The organism is Rhodovulum steppense (genome assembly GCF_004339675.1).
Taxonomy (GTDB): Bacteria; Pseudomonadota; Alphaproteobacteria; order Rhodobacterales; family Rhodobacteraceae; genus Rhodovulum; species Rhodovulum steppense.
The window spans coordinates 13,191-29,320 of record NZ_SLVM01000010.1 but is presented as its reverse complement, the minus strand read 5'-3'; the positions used below and the strand labels follow the sequence as shown (position 1 = coordinate 29,320).

Below are 16,130 nucleotides of genomic sequence, written 5' to 3'. Positions count from 1 at the left end.
CGCAGCCTAGCGCGCCGCGCCGGGCGCGGCCAGCCCTCTGGACAGCGCCCGCACCGCTGTTAGGCTCCGCCCGACCCTGCGAACCCGGAGCCCCCCATGACCCTCGACGCCGTGCTGTCCCGAATCGATGCCGACCTGCCGCATGCGCTGGACCGGCTGATGGCGCTGATGCACATCCCCTCGATCTCGACCGACCCGGCCCATGCCGCCGATTGCGCCGCCGCCGCCGACTGGCTGGCCGAGGATCTGCGCGCCATCGGCTTCGACGCCCGGCCCTGCCCCACGCCCGGCCATCCGATGGTGCTGGGCACGGGGGGCGAAACGGGGCCGCATCTGCTGTTCTATGGCCATTACGATGTCCAGCCCGTCGATCCGCTGGAATTGTGGCACCGCAATCCGTTCGAGCCCGCGATCGAGGAAACCCCGCGCGGCCGGGCGATCCGCGGGCGCGGCGCTTCCGACGACAAGGGCCAGCTGATGACCTTTGTCGAGGCCTGCCGGGCCTGGAAGGCCGTTCACGGCAGCCTGCCCGCGCGCATCACGATGTTCTTCGAGGGCGAGGAGGAATCGGGCTCGCCCTCGCTGGTGCCGTTCCTCGAACAGAATGCCGATGCGCTGAAGGCCGATATCGCGCTGATCTGCGATACCGGGCTTTTCGCCGAAGGCACGCCCGGCATCGTGACCATGCTGCGCGGGCTGGTCGGCGAGGAGGTCACGATCACGGGTCCCGCGAAGGATCTGCATTCGGGCATGTATGGCGGGGCGGCGATGAACCCGATCCGGGTGCTGGCGCGCATCATCGCCGCGCTGCATGACGCGGACGGGCGGGTGACGGTGCCCGGCTTCTATGACGGGGTGCCGGAACTGCCCGAAGAACTCGCCCGGCAATGGCAGGGCCTCGGCTTCGACGCGGGCGCGTTCCTGGGCGAGGTGGGACTGTCCCATCCCGCCGGCGAAAAGGGGCGCACGCCGCTGGAAATGATCTGGTCGCGCCCGACCTGCGAGGTGAACGGCATATCGGGCGGCTATGCCGGGGCGGGGTTCAAGACGGTGCTGCCCGCCAGGGCCTCCGCCAAGATCAGCTTCCGCCTTGTCGGCCACCAGGACCCGCTGGCAATCCGCGAGTCGTTCCGCGCCATGGCGCGCGCCATGCTGCCGCCCGACTGCACGGTCGAGTTCCACGGCCATGGCGCCTCGCCCGCGGCGCAGATGTCGATCGCCGATCCCGCCTTCGAAAAGGCCCGCACCGCGCTGTCCGCGGAATGGCCGAACCCGGCCGCCTTCATCGGCTCGGGCGGGTCGATCCCGGTGGCGGGCCATTTCAAGGAGATCCTCGGGATGGATTCGATGCTGATCGGCTTTGCCCATGCCGACGACGCGATCCACTCGCCGAACGAGAAATACGATGTCGCAAGCTTTCACAAGGGCATCCGCAGTTGGGCGCGCATCCTCGCCGCGCTGGCCGCCTGACGCGCCACCCGGACCGGGCGCGAGCGCGCCGCGCCTCTGGCGCGGCGCCGGGCCCAACCGCAGGCGGCGGCGCAAGCCGCCAACGGAGGGCGGGAGGCGTTCCTTGCTCGCGAAAACGGTTCGGGACCGGATTGGCCCGCGGTTCCATAGCCGTGGAGGCGTCGTGGAGGATTCATCTCGTGACCTTGGCAGAATGACCCGGACGCATGAGCGGACCCGGACCTCCGCCCCCCGGGATCGGGACCGGCCTGCCCGGTGGACCTTTTCGCGAGGGGCAGCCGTTCGGACCGAACACCGTCCCGCGCGTGCCGTCACTACCACAGACCCTTTTTCCGGTTCCTTATTCGGCCTAGCCGACGGACTTCCGGGACCCGAGAAACTGAATCATCTCGGCCTTTGCCTGGCCGATGATGCTTTCGGCGAGGGCGTTCTCACGGGAATCTCCGACAATTCCGACCGACGTGTCAACACCGGCCTCGGCAGAAAGCCCGGTGTATCGGATTGACAGATTCTGGCCAGCCTCAACTGGTCGTCGCAACAGCAAGTATACGGAGGTTGGGATCGGACGAAGACACAGATATTCGACAAGTTCCGGACGCGCGCCGATCTGTTCGCCCGAAAGGCCGGGCGTGGCGCGTGGGTCGGCGGCAGTTCTGGCCGCTGATTGCACCGGGGAAAGGCGCGCGAAGATGATACGGAACATGCCTTCGCAATGTCTCTCGGACCGTTGGCGATCCATCGGCTCACCCTTCTTCAGGATCCCGTTTGGCGGTGCGCAATTCCCGGACCTCGCGCTCCTGTTGCCTCATACGGTCCTTCTCGGCCTTCGTCCGGCTGGCATTACGCTGAGCCTGTCGGCACCGGACACGCAGGCCGTCGGACGGACAGCCAGGCTTCGGCGCAACCGGTGCGGTTCTGTCTAAACAGCAGACCGCCGCGTTCGCGTGGTTCGGTCGTCCAGGCGGGCATGGCTCCCTGCCCTGTCATGGGGCTTATCCTTCGAGCGTTTCGCGCTATGGCAAAGCCGGGGCGGCTCACGACGCCCACCTGCTCGCCGTTCGATGGGCTCTCGATCCGTATGAATGCAAGCGCCAGTCCCGCTCGGCGGGCTGAAGGCCAACCCCTTCCAGGGCCGGGCGCCTTCGGCTCGTGGGTATTTGGACCAGGAAGAAGACCAGGGGCGGGGCAAAACCCTTCGACGGGGTGGGCCGGTCATGCTAGCCTTTCCGGGGAAGATCCTTGGAAATGGCAAATGCTCGGGGCGTTACCGGCTTGCCTGCTCCTGGTTCCGGCGCTGGCGGCGGCCGATATCCTGGCCTGTGATATCCTCCTTCTGAGCGTCGATGCCACGGACCCGGAACTGGCGGAGCATGTCTGCGACGTAGCGATGGCCGCCCTGCCGGTGCTTGCCGCCTGTCACCTGCCGCTGGACAGGCCCGTTCACATCGCGATCGGCGCCGAAATCCTGTTCGTCGGTCTGCCCTGCCCGGGCAGGTATCATTGCGGGCAGGACCGGATCCGAGCTGATGGAGCCCGGGAACCTCGCCGATCCGGGCCTCGGGCTGGACGGGCCGTTTCGGACCATCCCGGCGGCCACCCGGTTCGACAGCCTGATCGTGCATGAACTGACGCATGCTCTTTACGACGCGGTCGGAACGCCCGGCACGCAGTCCTTCGCCAATGACGAATACATCGCCCATGCCATGCAGTTGCAAAGCCTTGATCCCATCCACCCCGAGACGCTGCTGGCCGCGGTCGGCCCGCATCTCGGCGGACTATGCCGCGCGGGTCTGGCGGCATTTCGACAGCCCGGGCAATGGCTGCGATTTCGTCGCCGAGATCGTAGCGGGCCGGGTCGATCTGTCGCTGCCCTCCCGGTGAGGGGTCAGACTTCCTCGACGATCACCAGATCACGCTCCGAGGCGCCGCGGGCGTGGTCCAGCGCCTGCTGGTATTTCGGGGAGTTGTAGCAGGCTTCTGCCGCTTCGAGGCTGGGAAAGCGCGCCACGACATTGCGCGGACGGTCCCGGCCCTCGAGCTGGACGTAGCGGCCGCCGCGCGCCAGGAATACCCCGCCATGTTCGGCGATGGCCTCGGTCGCGAGGGCGGCGTACCGTTCGTAGGCGGCTTCGTCGGTGACGCGGACATTGGCGATCCAGAGCGCAGGCATCCCTCAGCCCTCCAGCAGGGTTTCGGCGGCGCGGATCGCGGCCTCGGCATTGGCGATGTCGCGCGCGCCGCCCTGGGCCATGTCGGGCCGCCCGCCGCCGCCCTTGCCGCCCAGTTCGGCAACCGCCGCCTTGACCAGATCGACGGCCGAGACGCGCGCGGTCAGGTCGCCCGTCACGCCCGCGGCGACCGCCGCCTTGCCCTCCGCCTCGGCGATCAGGAGGATCGCGCCCGAGCCGAGCCGGGCCTTGTGCTCGTCGATCAGCGGCGGCAGGTCCTTGCCCGAGACACCCGTCAGCACCTGGGCGAGGAAGGGCACGCCGCCCACCTGACGCGCCTCGGGCGCCGCAGCGGGACCGGCCAGCGCCAGTTCACGACGCAGGGTCGCCACCTCGTTTTCCAGCGCGCGGCGCTCGTCCACCAGCGCCTTGACGCGGGCGGCCAGTTCGGCGGGCTGGGCGCGCAGGATCTCGGCCACCTCGGACAGGCGGGCCTGCTGGGCGATCAGATGCTCGAGCGCGCCCTGCCCGGTCAGCGCCTCGATCCGGCGCACACCGGCCGAGGAGGCGCTGTCGCCCAGCACCACGCACAGCCCGATATCGCCGGTGCGTTCGACATGGGTGCCGCCGCACAGCTCCAGCGACCAGGTGTTGCCGTCCTGCCCCTTGCCGGTGGGCGCGCGGCCCATCGAGACCACGCGCACCTCGTCGCCGTATTTCTCGCCGAACAGCGCCTGCGCGCCGATGGCGCGGGCGTCGTCCGGTGTCATGATGCGGGTTTCGACCGGCGAATTCTGGCGGATGAAGGCGTTGACCTCGCTCTCGACGGCGGCCAGTTCCTCGCGGCTCATGGCCTTGGAATGCGAGAAGTCGAAGCGCAGCCGGTCGGGCGCGTTCAGCGAGCCCTTTTGCGCGACATGCTCGCCAAGCGTCTGGCGCAGCGCCTCGTGCAGCAGGTGCGTGGCCGAGTGATTGGCCCGGATCGCCGAACGGCGGGCGTGATCGACGCGCAGTTCCAGCGGGTCGCCGACCGACAGCCCCCCCTTGGCGGGCGTCACCTTGTGGGCGAACAGCCCGCCGGGCATCTTCTGGGTGTCATGGATCACGCCCGAGGCATCGGGTTTCAGCCATGTGCCGCTATCGCCCACCTGCCCGCCGGATTCGGCATAGAACGGGGTCTGGTTGACCACCATCCAGCCGGTCGCGCCTTCGGAAAGCGAGGCCACCTCGGCGCCCTCCACGACCAGCGCCAGCACCTGCCCTTCGGCCACCTCGGTATCGTAGCCCAGGAATTCGGTCGGGGCGACGCGCTCGGCGATCTCGTACCAGATGGTCGCCTCCTTCGCCTCGCCCGAACCGGCCCAGCTGGCGCGCGCCTTGGCCTTCTGCTCGGCCATGGCCGCGTCGAAGCCCGCCACATCGACCCCGCGCCCCATCTCGCGCAGCGCGTCCTGCGTCAGATCGAGCGGGAAGCCATAGGTGTCATAAAGCCTGAACGCCGCCTCGCCGGGCAGTGCCGCGCCCTCGGGCAGGCGGCCAAGTTCGTCGTCCAGCAGGCGAAGGCCGCGGTCGAGCGTCTGCTTGAAGCGGGTTTCCTCCAGCTTCAGCGTCTCCTCGATCAGCGCCTGCGCGCGGCGCAGTTCGGGATAGGCCGCGCCCATCTGGGTCACCAGCGCCCCCACCAGCCGGTGCATCACCGGATCCTGCGCGCCCAGCAGATGCGCGTGCCGCATCGCGCGGCGCATGATCCGGCGCAGCACATAGCCGCGCCCGTCATTGCCGGGCATCACCCCGTCCGCGATCAGGAAGGAGGTCGAGCGCAGGTGGTCCGCGATCACCCGATGGTGGACATTGCCCGGCCCGTCCGGCTCGGACGAGGTCGCATGTGCCGATGCCTCGATCAGCGCGCGCATCAGGTCGGTGTCGTAATTGTCGTGCTTGCCCTGCAACAGCGCGCCGATCCGCTCCAGCCCCATGCCGGTGTCGATCGACTGCATGTCGAGGGCGCGCATGCTGCCATCCTCGAACTGCTCGTTCTGCATGAAGACGAGGTTCCAGATCTCGATGAAGCGGTCGCCATCCTCGTCCTTGCTGCCCGGCGGGCCGCCCCAGATCGAGGGGCCATGGTCGAAGAAGATCTCCGTGCAAGGGCCGCAGGGGCCGGTGGGGCCCATCATCCAGAAATTGTCGTTGGTGGGGATGCGGATGATCCGCTCGTCGGGCAGGCCCGCGACCTTCTTCCAGATCGCGGCGGCCTCGTCATCGGTGTGATAGACGGTGACCAGCAGACGATCCTTTGGAATGTCGAAATCGCGGGTCAGCAGCTCCCAGGCATAGGGGATCGCGTTTTCCTTGAAATAGTCGCCGAAGCTGAAATTCCCCAGCATCTCGAAGAAGGTATGATGCCGGGCGGTATAGCCGACATTGTCCAGATCGTTGTGCTTGCCGCCCGCGCGGACGCATTTCTGCGAGGTGGTGGCACGGGTGTAGTCGCGCTTCTCGACCCCGGTGAACAGGTTCTTGAACTGCACCATCCCCGAGTTGGTGAACATCAGCGTGGGGTCGTTGCGCGGCACAAGGGGCGAGCTGTCGACCACCTCGTGGCCGTTCTTCTGGAAATAGCTCAGAAAGGTCGAACGGATGTCGTTCAGGCTGGGCATGTCGGTCGCGCCTCGGGGTCTTCGGAATTTCCGATCCGATGTATCGCCGCGCGCGGGGGCTGTCCATGGCCAAGGCGGCGCTGCGCCCGCCTGCCCCTCAGCCCGCGGTGGCGCGCAGCAGCCGCTTGCGGGCAGGCGGGATCGCGCGGATCTCGAGCCCGGTAAAGACATGCAGCGTGTTCAGGTCGCGATCGACCACCGCATGATCGCTGACCCAGCCGCCCATCACCAGATAGCTGCGCAGAAGCGGCGGCATGCCCAGCATGGCGCGTTTTGCGTCCGGCTTCACCAGTCCCAGCATCTGCGCGAACCGGAACACGTTCGGCGCCTTGACCCGCGGTAGCCAGCGCTTGGGCGCAAGATGGCGCTCCTTGAGCAAGGCGAAGGCATCCATGTAGGTTTCGGCCTCGGTGCCCTTGAAGGACGAACAGCCGAACAGCATCTCGACGCCGGTTTCGTCGACAAAGCGCGTCATCGCGCCCCATGCGACGCGCAGGATGTCCGGGTCGCGCCAATCGGGATGGATGCAGAAGCGCCCCATCTCGACCATCGGCCCGTCGAACTCGGCCAGCGCCGACAACTCGTAATACTGCGCCGAATAGCTTTGCCCGATCTCGGCCCCGCCCTTGAGCGGCATGAGCCGGAAACAGCAGACCAGCGTGCCGCTGCGCACGTCCTCGACCAGCATATGACGACAGAGCGCGTCGAAGGCATCGGCATCCAGCCCCTCGGGGACGTCGGGCGTCGCGCGGAAGGTCAGGTAGCGCAGACGCTGGGCGGCCTCGATTTCGTCCGGGGTCCGGGCGAGGCGGGCGGCATATCGACCCTTGCGAAGTGACGGCATCGTGACCGCTCCCGCGGACTGGCGGACGCGACGCGCCCGACTATCTATAATCACGACGGCGTTAGCACAGAATTTGTGACAACTGAAGGACAGGGCGCACGAGGCAAGATGACCCAGAAGATCACCAGAACAGATGCGGAGTGGCGCGCCGAGTTGTCGGACCTTGCCTACAAGGTCACCCGCAAGCACGGCACCGAGCGGCCCTTTACCCATGACGATTTCCCGAAACGACCGGGCAGTTTCCGCTGCATCTGCTGCGGCGCGCTCCTGTTCGATGCCGGGGACAAGTTCGACAGCGGAACGGGCTGGCCGAGTTTCACCCGCCCCGCGGATCCGGAGGCGGTGGGGGAAACCACCGATCGCAGCTTCTTCATGAAACGGACCGAGGTGCATTGTGCCCGCTGCGACGCCCATCTGGGCCATGTCTTTCCCGACGGGCCCGCGCCCACCGGGCTGCGCTATTGCATCAACGGGGTTGCGCTGGATTTCGAGGAAAGGGGCTGAACTGCCCTGCCTTCGGGGGCCGGGCCGCTAGCGCGGCCCCAAAGCATCCTCGGCGCGGAAATTGCCCAGGTTGCGGAACAACTGGCCGAGGAAGGTGATGCCCTTGACGTTCGATTCGGTCACCCGCCGATTGAGCGCAATCACCCGGCCCTGTTCCAGACCGAAGCGCTCGACATTCTCGACCGTGCCGTTCGAGGCAAAGGAGATCGCTACCACCTGCCGCTCGATATTCTCGGGCGCGCGGGGGCCGACCGTCTTCCAGGTGTTCTCGACGTAATACCACGCCTCGTCGCGCATCACGCCATTGACCGAGGGGGTGCCGACCAGTTCGGCCACGCTGTCGCGGGTATCCACGCCCACCACGATTGCGGACAGATCCTCCTCGGAGGGGGCGTAGCCGTTCTTGCGCATGATCGGGGAACAGCCCGCAATCGACGCGCATAGAACGACGACGAGCGCCAGTCTGGCGGAACCTGCCCGGGGCCTTGCCATGCCAACCTCTTGTCACAAGGGCTCTTGCCTCCTAATCCGCTTACATCAGAGAGCCACCCGGGTTCAAGGAAGGAACGTCGCCATGACCGATACCGGGCCCATCCCGATGACGATCCGGCTTGCCGCACTGTCCGGCCGTGCCGCCCTGCCGCTAAGCGTGCTGCCCGATGCCACGGCGCAGGAGGCAATGGCCGCGCGGCTGGGACTGCTGGGGCTGAGAAAGCTGCGCTTCGAGGGCGAACTGGCACCCGAGGGGCGGCGCGACTGGCGGCTGTCGGGGCGACTGGGCGCGACCGTGGTCCAGCCCTGCGTGGTCACCCTGGCCCCGGTGACGACGCGGATCGAGACCGATCTGCTGCGCCTCTACCGCGCCGGGATGGCGGCGCCGGCCCCGGGCAGCGAGATCGAGATGCCCGAGGATGACAGCGAGGAGCCCCTGCCCGACCGGCTGGAACTGCTGGCGGTGATCGAGGAGGCGCTGGCACTGGCGCTGCCGCTTTATCCGCGTGCCGAGGGGGCCGAGAGCGGCGAGGCCAGCTTTGGCCCGCCGGGGGTGGCGGCGATGCGGGACGAGGACACCAGGCCCTTTGCCGCGCTGGCCCGGCTGAAGGGGCACAAGGACGGGGCGGACTAGCGGCACCCGCCCTGCGGGTTTCGCCTCGCTTGCGCGAGGCGACCGGGGCCGGGGGCTGCGCCCCCGGCCTTTTGGGTATTTGGGCCAAGAAGAAGAGGCAGGCGTGGATGCGGGGCTACCAGCGTCCGGTCAGGCTGCGGATAAGCAACCCTGCGCGGCGGTGGAATTCCGAGGTCGCAAGTCGGCCCTCGGCCACCCTTGCAGGCTCGGCCGCGGCGCGGCTGAGGATCGCGCCCGCGCGCCAGGCGCTCAGCGCGGCGGGGGTCGCGGCGGGGGGAATCGCGGCGCGCTGGCGGCGGACGGCGGCAAGCCGGGCAAGGCCCTGGCGGGCCAGGGCTGAGACGGCTTCGGGGCGGCCATCGACCAGCGGCAGGCGGCCGCGCACCTCGAGATCGGGCACCGCAACGAGCCAGTTGGCGATGCCCTGGGCGAAGGCCAGATCGCGCAGCGCCCGCTCCCCCGTTGCGGCGCCCAGAACCCGCGCCGCGACCCACATCAGCGTGCCGAAGCCTGCGTCGATATGCGCCTCGAACGCCGCCTGATCGGCAAAGGGTGCGCGGGTGCAATCCCAGCGGCGCGCGGCCACGAGAGTATCGAGCAGAATTGCGCCCTCGGGATCGAGCACCTGCGCCAGCGGTGTCGCGACCTCGTGGCGACGGACCGGGCCGCCGCGCGCGATCTCGTCCAGCACGTCGCGCCACCATTGCAGGCGCATTTCGGCAATCAGCGGCTCCTGGGTCAACCAGGGCGCGCGCGCCACCTCGACATTGAAGGCGTAAAGCGGCAGCAGCCTTTCGCGCGCCGCAACCGGCGCCGTCATCGTTGCGAGGAAACGGTCGGGATCGCCCCGCCGGACGATCTCGGCGCAGGCGTCAAGGCTCATCGCGGCCGGGCCACGGTCAGCAGATAACCGTACTCGGCCCGGCAGGCGCGCCAGGTGGCGATCTCATCCTCGGCCGCCGCCAGCACATCGGCAAGCGCGGCCGACGCGCCGGGGCTGAGGGTGGCGATCTGGCGTTCCATCGGCTGGAAATAGCCCTCCCATGCCGCATCGGACAGGGGGCGCTGACCAAGGACCGTGTATCCCGCCGCCTCGACCTGCGCCGCAATGCCTGCCGCGTCTGTGATCTGGGGGTATTCCCGATCCCAGAAGGCGCGCGCCCGGGCCGAGGGCGTCGCGGTGAACCAGCAGGCTTCGGAAAACGCCACCGCGCCGCCCGGGGCCAGCGCGGCGCGCCAGCGGCTCAGCCCCTCGGTCACACCGAGGAAATAGAGCGCGCCGGCCGACCAGATCAGATCGAAGGGCCCGGTCAGCGCGCCCATGTCGCCCTGCCGCACCCGGACCCGCGGCTCGTCCGCGAAACGCGCCGCCGCGCGGTCGGCATAATGGGGGTGCAGTTCGACCGCCTCGACCCGGCCGCGCGGCACATGGGCCAGCAGCGCCGCGATATCCGCCCCCGGCCCGCAGCCCGCATCGCAGATCGCGCCATCTGCGGGCACGCCTGCCAGCGCCAGCGCCCAGTCCAGGCTGTCACCGTCGCTCGGCCCGCCGCGGGGCAAGTCGTCGTAAAGCGTGAAGAAGGCTTCCATGTCCATCAGGCTTTCCCCGATACCGGCGCCCCGTCGCGCACCAGTTTCCACACGACCGCATCCAGAAGCGCCTCGAAACTGGCATCGACGATATTGGGCGAGACCCCCACCGTGGCCCAGCGCCGCCCCTGCCCGTCCTCGCAGTCGATGATGACGCGGGTCACCGCCTCGGTGCCGCCGTTTGTGATGCGCACCTTGAAATCGACCAGCTTCATGTCGTCGATGATCGACTGGTAGGGCCCGAGGTCCTTGGCCAGCGCGCGCGACAGAGCGTTGACCGGGCCGCGGTCGTTGCCCTCGGCATCGAGGCTTTCGGACACCGACAGCTTGCGCTCGCCCGCAATGTCGACCACCACAACCGCCTCGGAGAGTGTCACCGTGCGGTCGGGCGGCAGACGGCGGCGTTCCACCGTCACGCGGTAGCGTTTCACCGTGAAGAACGTGGGCAGTTGCCCCAGGATGCGGCGGGCGGCGATCTCGAAGCTTGCCTGCGCGGTGTCGTAGGAATAGCCCTGCCCCTCGCGCGTCTTGATCTCGTCGAGGATCAGGGGCAGGCGCGGGTCGTCGGGGGCAACCTCGATGCCGGCATCGGCCAGACGGCTGCGCAGGTTCGACTGCCCCGCCTGGTTCGACATCGGGATCACGCGGGCATTGCCGACGAGGGCCGGGTCGATGTGTTCGTAGGTCGTGGGATCCTTGAGGATGGCGCTGGCGTGCAGCCCCGCCTTGTGGGTGAAGGCCGAAGCGCCGACATAGGCCGCGGCCTTGCGCGGCACGCGGTTGAGGATGTCATCCAGAAGCCGCGAGGCGCGGGTGAGCCCCGCCAGCGCCTCGCGCGTCACGCCGGTCTGGAACCGGCTGGCATAGGGTTCCTTCAGCAGGAACGTGGGGATCAGCGTGGTCAGGTTGGCGTTGCCGCAGCGTTCGCCCAGCCCGTTCAGCGTGCCCTGCACCTGCCGCGCCCCGGCGTCCACGGCGGCCAGGCTGCCCGCCACCGCGTTGCCGGTATCGTCATGGGTATGGATGCCGATGGTCGTGCCGGGGATGCCGCGGGCGATGACCTCGGCGGTGATCTCGCCCACCTCACGAGGCAGCGTCCCGCCGTTGGTGTCGCACAGAACGATCCAGCGCGCGCCGGCCTCGTGCGCGGCCTTGAGGCAGTCGAAGGCATAGGCCGGGTCGGCCTTCCAGCCGTCGAAGAAATGTTCCGCGTCAAACAGCGCCTCGCGCCCCTCTCGCACCACATGGGCGATGGAGCGGGCGATGTTCTCGACGTTCTCCGCCAGCGTGATGCCCAGCGCCGTGGTGACGTGGAAATCGTGGGTCTTGCCGACGAGGCAGACGCTCTGCGTGCCCGCGTTCAGGACGGTGGCCAGCACCTCGTCGTTCTCGGCCGACCGCCCGGCCCGCTTGGTCATGCCGAAGGCGGTCAGCCGCGCGCGGGTCTTGGGCGCGGTCTCGAAAAAGGCGCTGTCGGTGGGGTTCGCGCCGGGCCAGCCGCCCTCGATGTAATCGACGCCGAGGGCGTCGAGCGTCCGGGCGATCCGGCATTTCTCGTCGGTCGAGAACTGCACCCCCTGCGTCTGCTGCCCGTCGCGGAGGGTCGTGTCGTAGAGGTAGAGGCGTTCGCGGGTCATCGGATAAACCGCGCTCCAAGATCATTCCGTCCGGGCCGCAGGCCCGGACAGCGCCCGACCCGCCCCCCAGGGGCGGGCGCTTTCAGCCCCCACCCCTCGGGCCGGGCGCTGGGGCAAGTGGCTTGCGACGAAGCTATCATTTCAGCGCCTCAAGCTTAGCCGGGTCGAAATGGTCCTTGATCTCAGCATGAGCGTCACGCTCCTTCGTCGCGCGCAGTTCCAAGCCCGAAAAGCCAGCAGATGCCCTCAGGTCGTCGGCCGCAGCATATTCTTTACGCTTGCGAAGATTTGCCCATTGAAAAGCAAGCGCGCTCGCAAGCTCGATCTGTTCAGGAGGCCGGACGCCACTCCATGAAACACCGATGCTCAGACCATCGCTCGTCCTTTCGTCTCGACCCTCCCGCCACCAATCGGAACTAGGATCAAGGCCCAGCAAGTTGAGCGCATAGCGGAGAGCCGCACCTTGACCATTGGCGGCCAACGCATGCAGAGCACCAATCGCCTCGGCCGTGTTTAGATCATCGGCAAGATGGGGCAATACGCAGTGGAGACCGTAACCGTCGGGATTTTCCGGTTCTGACAAGCGGAACCAATTCCGCAGGGTATCTTTGGCGTTTTCAGCCTTCTCCACCGTCCAGTCCATCGGGCTGCGGTAATGCGTGGACAGGAACACGAAGCGGATCACCTCGCCCGGCACTTTCCAGCCTCCGCTCCAATTTCCGTCCAGCAGGTCGCGCACGGTGAAGAAATTGCCAAGGCTCTTGGACATCTTCTTGCCCTCGACCTGCAGCATCTCGTTGTGCATCCAGACCCGGGCGAAACCGCCCTCGGGGTGGGCGCAGCAGCTTTGGGCGATCTCGTTCTCGTGGTGGGGGAATTGCAGGTCGATGCCGCCGCCATGGATGTCGAAGGACGCCCCCAGCAATTCATGCGCCATGGCCGAGCATTCGATGTGCCAGCCCGGCCGCCCGCGGCCCCAGGGGCTGTCCCAGCCCGGCAACTCGTCATCCGAGGGCTTCCACAGGACGAAGTCCATCGGGTCTTCCTTGAACGGCGCCACCTCGACCCGGGCGCCCGCGATCATGTCGTCGACCGACCGGCCCGAAAGCGCGCCATAGGCCGCATAGGACCGCACCCGGAACAGCACATGGCCTTCGGCCGCATAGGCATGACCCTTGGCGATCAGCCCCTCGATCATGGCGATCATCGCCCCGATCCACTCGGTCGCGCGCGGCTCATGGCTGGGCCGCAGCGCTCCCAGCGCATCCATGTCGGCGTGATACCAGCCAATGGTCTCGTCCGTCCGCTCGCGGATCAGGTCCTCCAGCGACCGCGGATCGCCCGCCGCGCGCCGCGCCTGCGCGGCGGCGTTGATCTTGTCATCGACATCGGTGAAATTGCGCACATAAGTCACCGCGCCCTCGCCATACACATGGCGCAACAGCCGGAACAGCACGTCAAAGGTCACCACGGGCCGCGCATTGCCCAGATGCGCGCGGTCATAGACGGTGGGCCCGCAGACATACATCCGCACATTCGCGGGGTCGAGGGGCTCGAACGTCTCCTTGCGGCGCGTCCTGCTGTTGTATAGGCGGATCTCGGTCATGGCGTGGTCCTTCGCGCGCGTCCCGGGCCGGGTTCTGGCATATCCGGGCCGCGATGGGAATATGCCGACCGGCTTGCACAACCGCGCGCCACGGGGCACCCTGCCCGCATGACCGAGGATCAGATCATCGCCTTCTGCGACGCGCTGCCCGGCGCCACGCGCGAGCAGCCCTTCGGCCCCGAGGCCGAGGTCTGGAAACTCGGCGGCAAGATCTTCGCGATCCTCGCGCTCGGTCAGGGCCGCGTCTCGCTCAAATGCCCCGATCCCGCCTTTGCCGAAATGCTGATCGAAACCGGCCGCGCCACCCGCGCCCCCTATCTGCCGCGCGGCGGCTGGATCGCGTTGCCCGCTTCTGACCCCGACCTTGCCCACCGCCTGACCGAAAGCCACGCCACCATCCGCGCCAGCCTGCCCAGACGCCTGCGCGACAGCCTCGGCTGAGACGCCGCGCCCCCTTGCCCCTTCTTCTGGCCCCAAATATCCCCGCCGGAGGCATCCGACAGGAGACAGGGGCGATGGACCACGACGATCTGGCGCATTGGTCGAAACGCGCCGCCGACTGGGCGCGCGACTATCACCGGGGGCTGCGCGACCGCCCCGTGCGCGCACAGACGCCCCCCGGCGCCACCGCCGCCCGCCTGCCCGCCGCACCGCCCGAGGCCGCCGAACCGATGGAAACGATCTGGGACGATTTCCAGGCGCTGGTGCCCGATGCCATGACCCATTGGCAGCATCCCCGCTTCTTCGCCTATTTCCCGGCGAACGCCGCCCCCGCCTCCATGCTGGCCGAGCAACTGGCCAATGCGATGGCCGCGCAATGCATGCTCTGGCAGACCGCCCCCGCCGCCACGGAACTTGAACAGGTGACGGTCGACTGGCTGCGTCAGGCGCTGGGGCTTGCCCCCCGCTTCACCGGCACGATCCATGACAGCGCCACCACCGCCACTCTCTCGGCGGTGCTGACGATGCGCGAACGCGCGCTGGGCTGGGCGGGCAATGCGCAGGGGCTGTCGGGCCAGAAGCGGCTGAGGCTTTATGCCAGCGCCCAGACCCATTCCTCGGTCGACAAGGCGGCGCGGCTGTCCGGGATCGGGCAGGAGAACCTGGTCAAGGTGCCGACGGACGCGACCCATGCGATGGATCCCGAGGCGCTTGATGCCGCGATCCGGGCCGATCTGGCGGCGGGCCACCTTCCGGCGGGCGTGATCCTGTGTGTCGGCGGCACCGGGATCGGCGCCATCGACCGGGTCGCGGAAACGCTGGCCATCGCCCGGGCGCATCATCTTTACACCCATGTCGATGCGGCCTGGGCGGGCTCGGCGATGATCTGCCCGGAATTCTGGGCGCTATGGGAAGGGATCGACGGGGCCGATTCCATCGTCACGAACCCGCATAAATGGCTGGGCGTGCAGTTCGACTGCGCGGTGCAGTTCCTCGCCGACCCCGCGGCACAGGTCCGCACGCTGGGGCTGCGGCCCGATTACCTGGAAACGCTGGGCCAGTCGGATGTGACCGATTTCAACGAATGGACGGTGCCGCTGGGCCGTCGGTTCCGGGCGCTGAAGCTGTGGTTCGTGCTGCGCGCCTATGGGCTGGAAGGATTGCGCACCCGCATCCGGAACCACGTCGCCTGGGCCGCCGAGGCGCGCGACGCCATCGCCGCCCTGCCCGGTTTCGAGATCGTGACCGAGCCGCGGTTGTCGCTGTTCACCTTCGCGCTTGGCGACGATGCCGCGACCGAGGCGCTTCTGAAACGGGTCAATGATGACGGCCGCGTCTACCTGACCCAGACGCGGCATCAGGGCCGGTTCGTGATCCGGGTGCAGGTCGGGTCGTTCGACTGCACGCACGCGGACGTGATGATGCTGCCCCGCGTGCTGGCGAAGGTGAGCGGGGCGGCCTGACGCCGCCCCGGCCCCCGGTTCAGAACCGGAACGACGCGCGCAGCGTCGCGGTGGTGGCATCGCCACCCACACCCGAGCTGCCGAACTCGTCGAAATCGTGGTAGAGAACCTCGCCACCGATGATCCAGGATGGCGACGGCTGCCAGGCAAGCCCCACACCGACGAACGGGCCCGTCTCGTCGCCGAGCGAGGTGCCGGCACGCGCCGCGCCCGCCGTGCCGTAGAGCATGGTCGACCCCATATCGTAACCCACCTGCCCCTTCAGCCGCCAGACATCTTCCAGCTCCTCGGTGCCGCCCGCGAGGCCGATATCGGCGCGGTCATAGTCCAGCTCGATGCCGGTCACCAGCGTGCCCATGTCCCAGCGATAGCCGACATGAAAGCCATAGATCTCGCCATCGCCGCCGCTCGCACCCGAGACATTCACATCGGCATAGCCCAGTTGCAGACCGGCATAGGCGCCGCCCCAATCGCCGCTCGGGGCAGGCACCGGCACGGGCGCCGCGGCAATGACCGGCTGATCGGCCGGGGCGGGGCTGTAGCTGCCGGCCAGCGCCGGGGTGACCGCAACGGCGCCGAAAGTCAGCGCCAGCGGAAGCGTGAAACGATTCAGTTTCATCG

The 16,130-nt window shown here is 68.2% G+C and carries 15 protein-coding genes and 1 pseudogene; 6 read left to right on the top strand and 10 right to left on the bottom strand.

The window, feature by feature from the left end:
* The first annotated feature begins 96 nt into the window (after positions 1–96).
* The gene (locus EV216_RS08230) at positions 97–1,470 is read left to right on the top strand and encodes a M20/M25/M40 family metallo-hydrolase (protein WP_132694588.1); all 1,374 of its coding nucleotides are present in this window, start codon (positions 97–99) and stop codon (positions 1,468–1,470) included.
* Positions 1,471–1,852: 382 nt separating this feature from the next.
* On the opposite strand, the pseudogene EV216_RS18665 reads toward EV216_RS08230, so the two are convergent.
* Positions 1,853–2,014: pseudogene (locus EV216_RS18665) on the bottom strand (IS3 family transposase); the annotation flags it as partial.
* 1,175 nt (positions 2,015–3,189) lie between these two features.
* Between EV216_RS18665 and EV216_RS18235 the strand changes: the two are divergent.
* Complete coding sequence (locus EV216_RS18235) at positions 3,190–3,351, top strand: hypothetical protein (RefSeq protein ID WP_165899200.1); 162 nt, start codon at positions 3,190–3,192, stop codon at positions 3,349–3,351.
* Positions 3,352–3,355: 4 nt separating this feature from the next.
* On the opposite strand, the gene EV216_RS08215 is transcribed toward EV216_RS18235, so the two are convergent.
* The 3 genes from EV216_RS08215 to EV216_RS08205 form a co-directional block, all read right to left on the bottom strand.
* Positions 3,356–3,640, bottom strand: coding sequence for a DUF1330 domain-containing protein (locus EV216_RS08215; protein ID WP_132694585.1), 285 nt, complete (start codon positions 3,638–3,640; stop codon positions 3,356–3,358).
* 3 nt (positions 3,641–3,643) lie between these two features.
* Positions 3,644–6,298 carry an alanine--tRNA ligase gene (gene alaS, locus EV216_RS08210; RefSeq protein ID WP_132694584.1) on the bottom strand — a complete coding sequence of 885 codons (2,655 nt, stop codon included), beginning with the start codon at positions 6,296–6,298 and terminating at the stop codon, positions 3,644–3,646.
* A gap of 97 nt (positions 6,299–6,395) precedes the next feature.
* Positions 6,396–7,142: a GNAT family N-acetyltransferase gene (locus EV216_RS08205; protein WP_132694583.1), complete on the bottom strand. Its 747-nt coding sequence runs from the start codon at positions 7,140–7,142 to the stop codon at positions 6,396–6,398.
* A 108-nt stretch (positions 7,143–7,250) separates the two neighbouring features.
* On the opposite strand from EV216_RS08205, the gene msrB reads away from it, so the two are divergent.
* A complete protein-coding gene (gene msrB / locus EV216_RS08200; protein ID WP_132694582.1) occupies positions 7,251–7,646 on the top strand; it encodes a peptide-methionine (R)-S-oxide reductase MsrB in 396 nt (131 codons plus the stop codon).
* Between the two features lie 27 nt (positions 7,647–7,673).
* Here the strand turns inward: msrB and EV216_RS08195 are convergent, their stop codons facing one another.
* Complete coding sequence (locus tag EV216_RS08195) at positions 7,674–8,138, bottom strand: outer membrane protein assembly factor BamE (protein ID WP_132694581.1); 465 nt, start codon at positions 8,136–8,138, stop codon at positions 7,674–7,676.
* A gap of 82 nt (positions 8,139–8,220) precedes the next feature.
* On the opposite strand from EV216_RS08195, the gene EV216_RS08190 reads away from it, so the two are divergent.
* The gene (locus EV216_RS08190) at positions 8,221–8,772 is read left to right on the top strand and encodes a YceD family protein (protein ID WP_165899199.1); all 552 of its coding nucleotides are present in this window, start codon (positions 8,221–8,223) and stop codon (positions 8,770–8,772) included.
* Between the two features lie 115 nt (positions 8,773–8,887).
* Here EV216_RS08190 and EV216_RS08185 read toward each other — a convergent pair whose 3' ends face one another.
* The 4 genes from EV216_RS08185 to cysS form a co-directional block, all read right to left on the bottom strand.
* Positions 8,888–9,655, bottom strand: a complete 768-nt coding sequence (locus EV216_RS08185) for a squalene/phytoene synthase family protein (protein WP_132694580.1) — start codon at positions 9,653–9,655, stop codon at positions 8,888–8,890.
* Complete coding sequence (locus EV216_RS08180) at positions 9,652–10,368, bottom strand: class I SAM-dependent methyltransferase (RefSeq protein ID WP_243642019.1); 717 nt, start codon at positions 10,366–10,368, stop codon at positions 9,652–9,654. The genes EV216_RS08185 and EV216_RS08180 overlap by 4 nt, the downstream gene beginning before the upstream one ends.
* The gene (cimA, locus tag EV216_RS08175) at positions 10,368–11,999 is read right to left on the bottom strand and encodes a citramalate synthase (protein ID WP_132694579.1); all 1,632 of its coding nucleotides are present in this window, start codon (positions 11,997–11,999) and stop codon (positions 10,368–10,370) included. Before cimA ends, EV216_RS08180 begins: the two co-directional genes overlap by 1 nt.
* 136 nt (positions 12,000–12,135) lie before the next feature.
* Entirely contained in the window at positions 12,136–13,605 is a 1,470-nt protein-coding gene (cysS, locus tag EV216_RS08170) for a cysteine--tRNA ligase (RefSeq protein ID WP_132694578.1), read from the bottom strand.
* Between the two features lie 108 nt (positions 13,606–13,713).
* On the opposite strand from cysS, the gene EV216_RS08165 reads away from it, so the two are divergent.
* Both EV216_RS08165 and EV216_RS08160 read left to right on the top strand, forming a co-directional pair.
* Positions 13,714–14,046 carry an MmcQ/YjbR family DNA-binding protein gene (locus EV216_RS08165; protein ID WP_132694577.1) on the top strand — a complete coding sequence of 111 codons (333 nt, stop codon included), beginning with the start codon at positions 13,714–13,716 and terminating at the stop codon, positions 14,044–14,046.
* 74 nt (positions 14,047–14,120) lie between these two features.
* Complete coding sequence (locus EV216_RS08160; protein WP_132694576.1) at positions 14,121–15,509, top strand: pyridoxal phosphate-dependent decarboxylase family protein; 1,389 nt, start codon at positions 14,121–14,123, stop codon at positions 15,507–15,509.
* Between the two features lie 19 nt (positions 15,510–15,528).
* Here EV216_RS08160 and EV216_RS08155 read toward each other — a convergent pair whose 3' ends face one another.
* Complete coding sequence (locus EV216_RS08155) at positions 15,529–16,128, bottom strand: outer membrane protein (RefSeq protein WP_132694575.1); 600 nt, start codon at positions 16,126–16,128, stop codon at positions 15,529–15,531.
* Between the last annotated feature and the right edge of the window lie 2 nt (positions 16,129–16,130).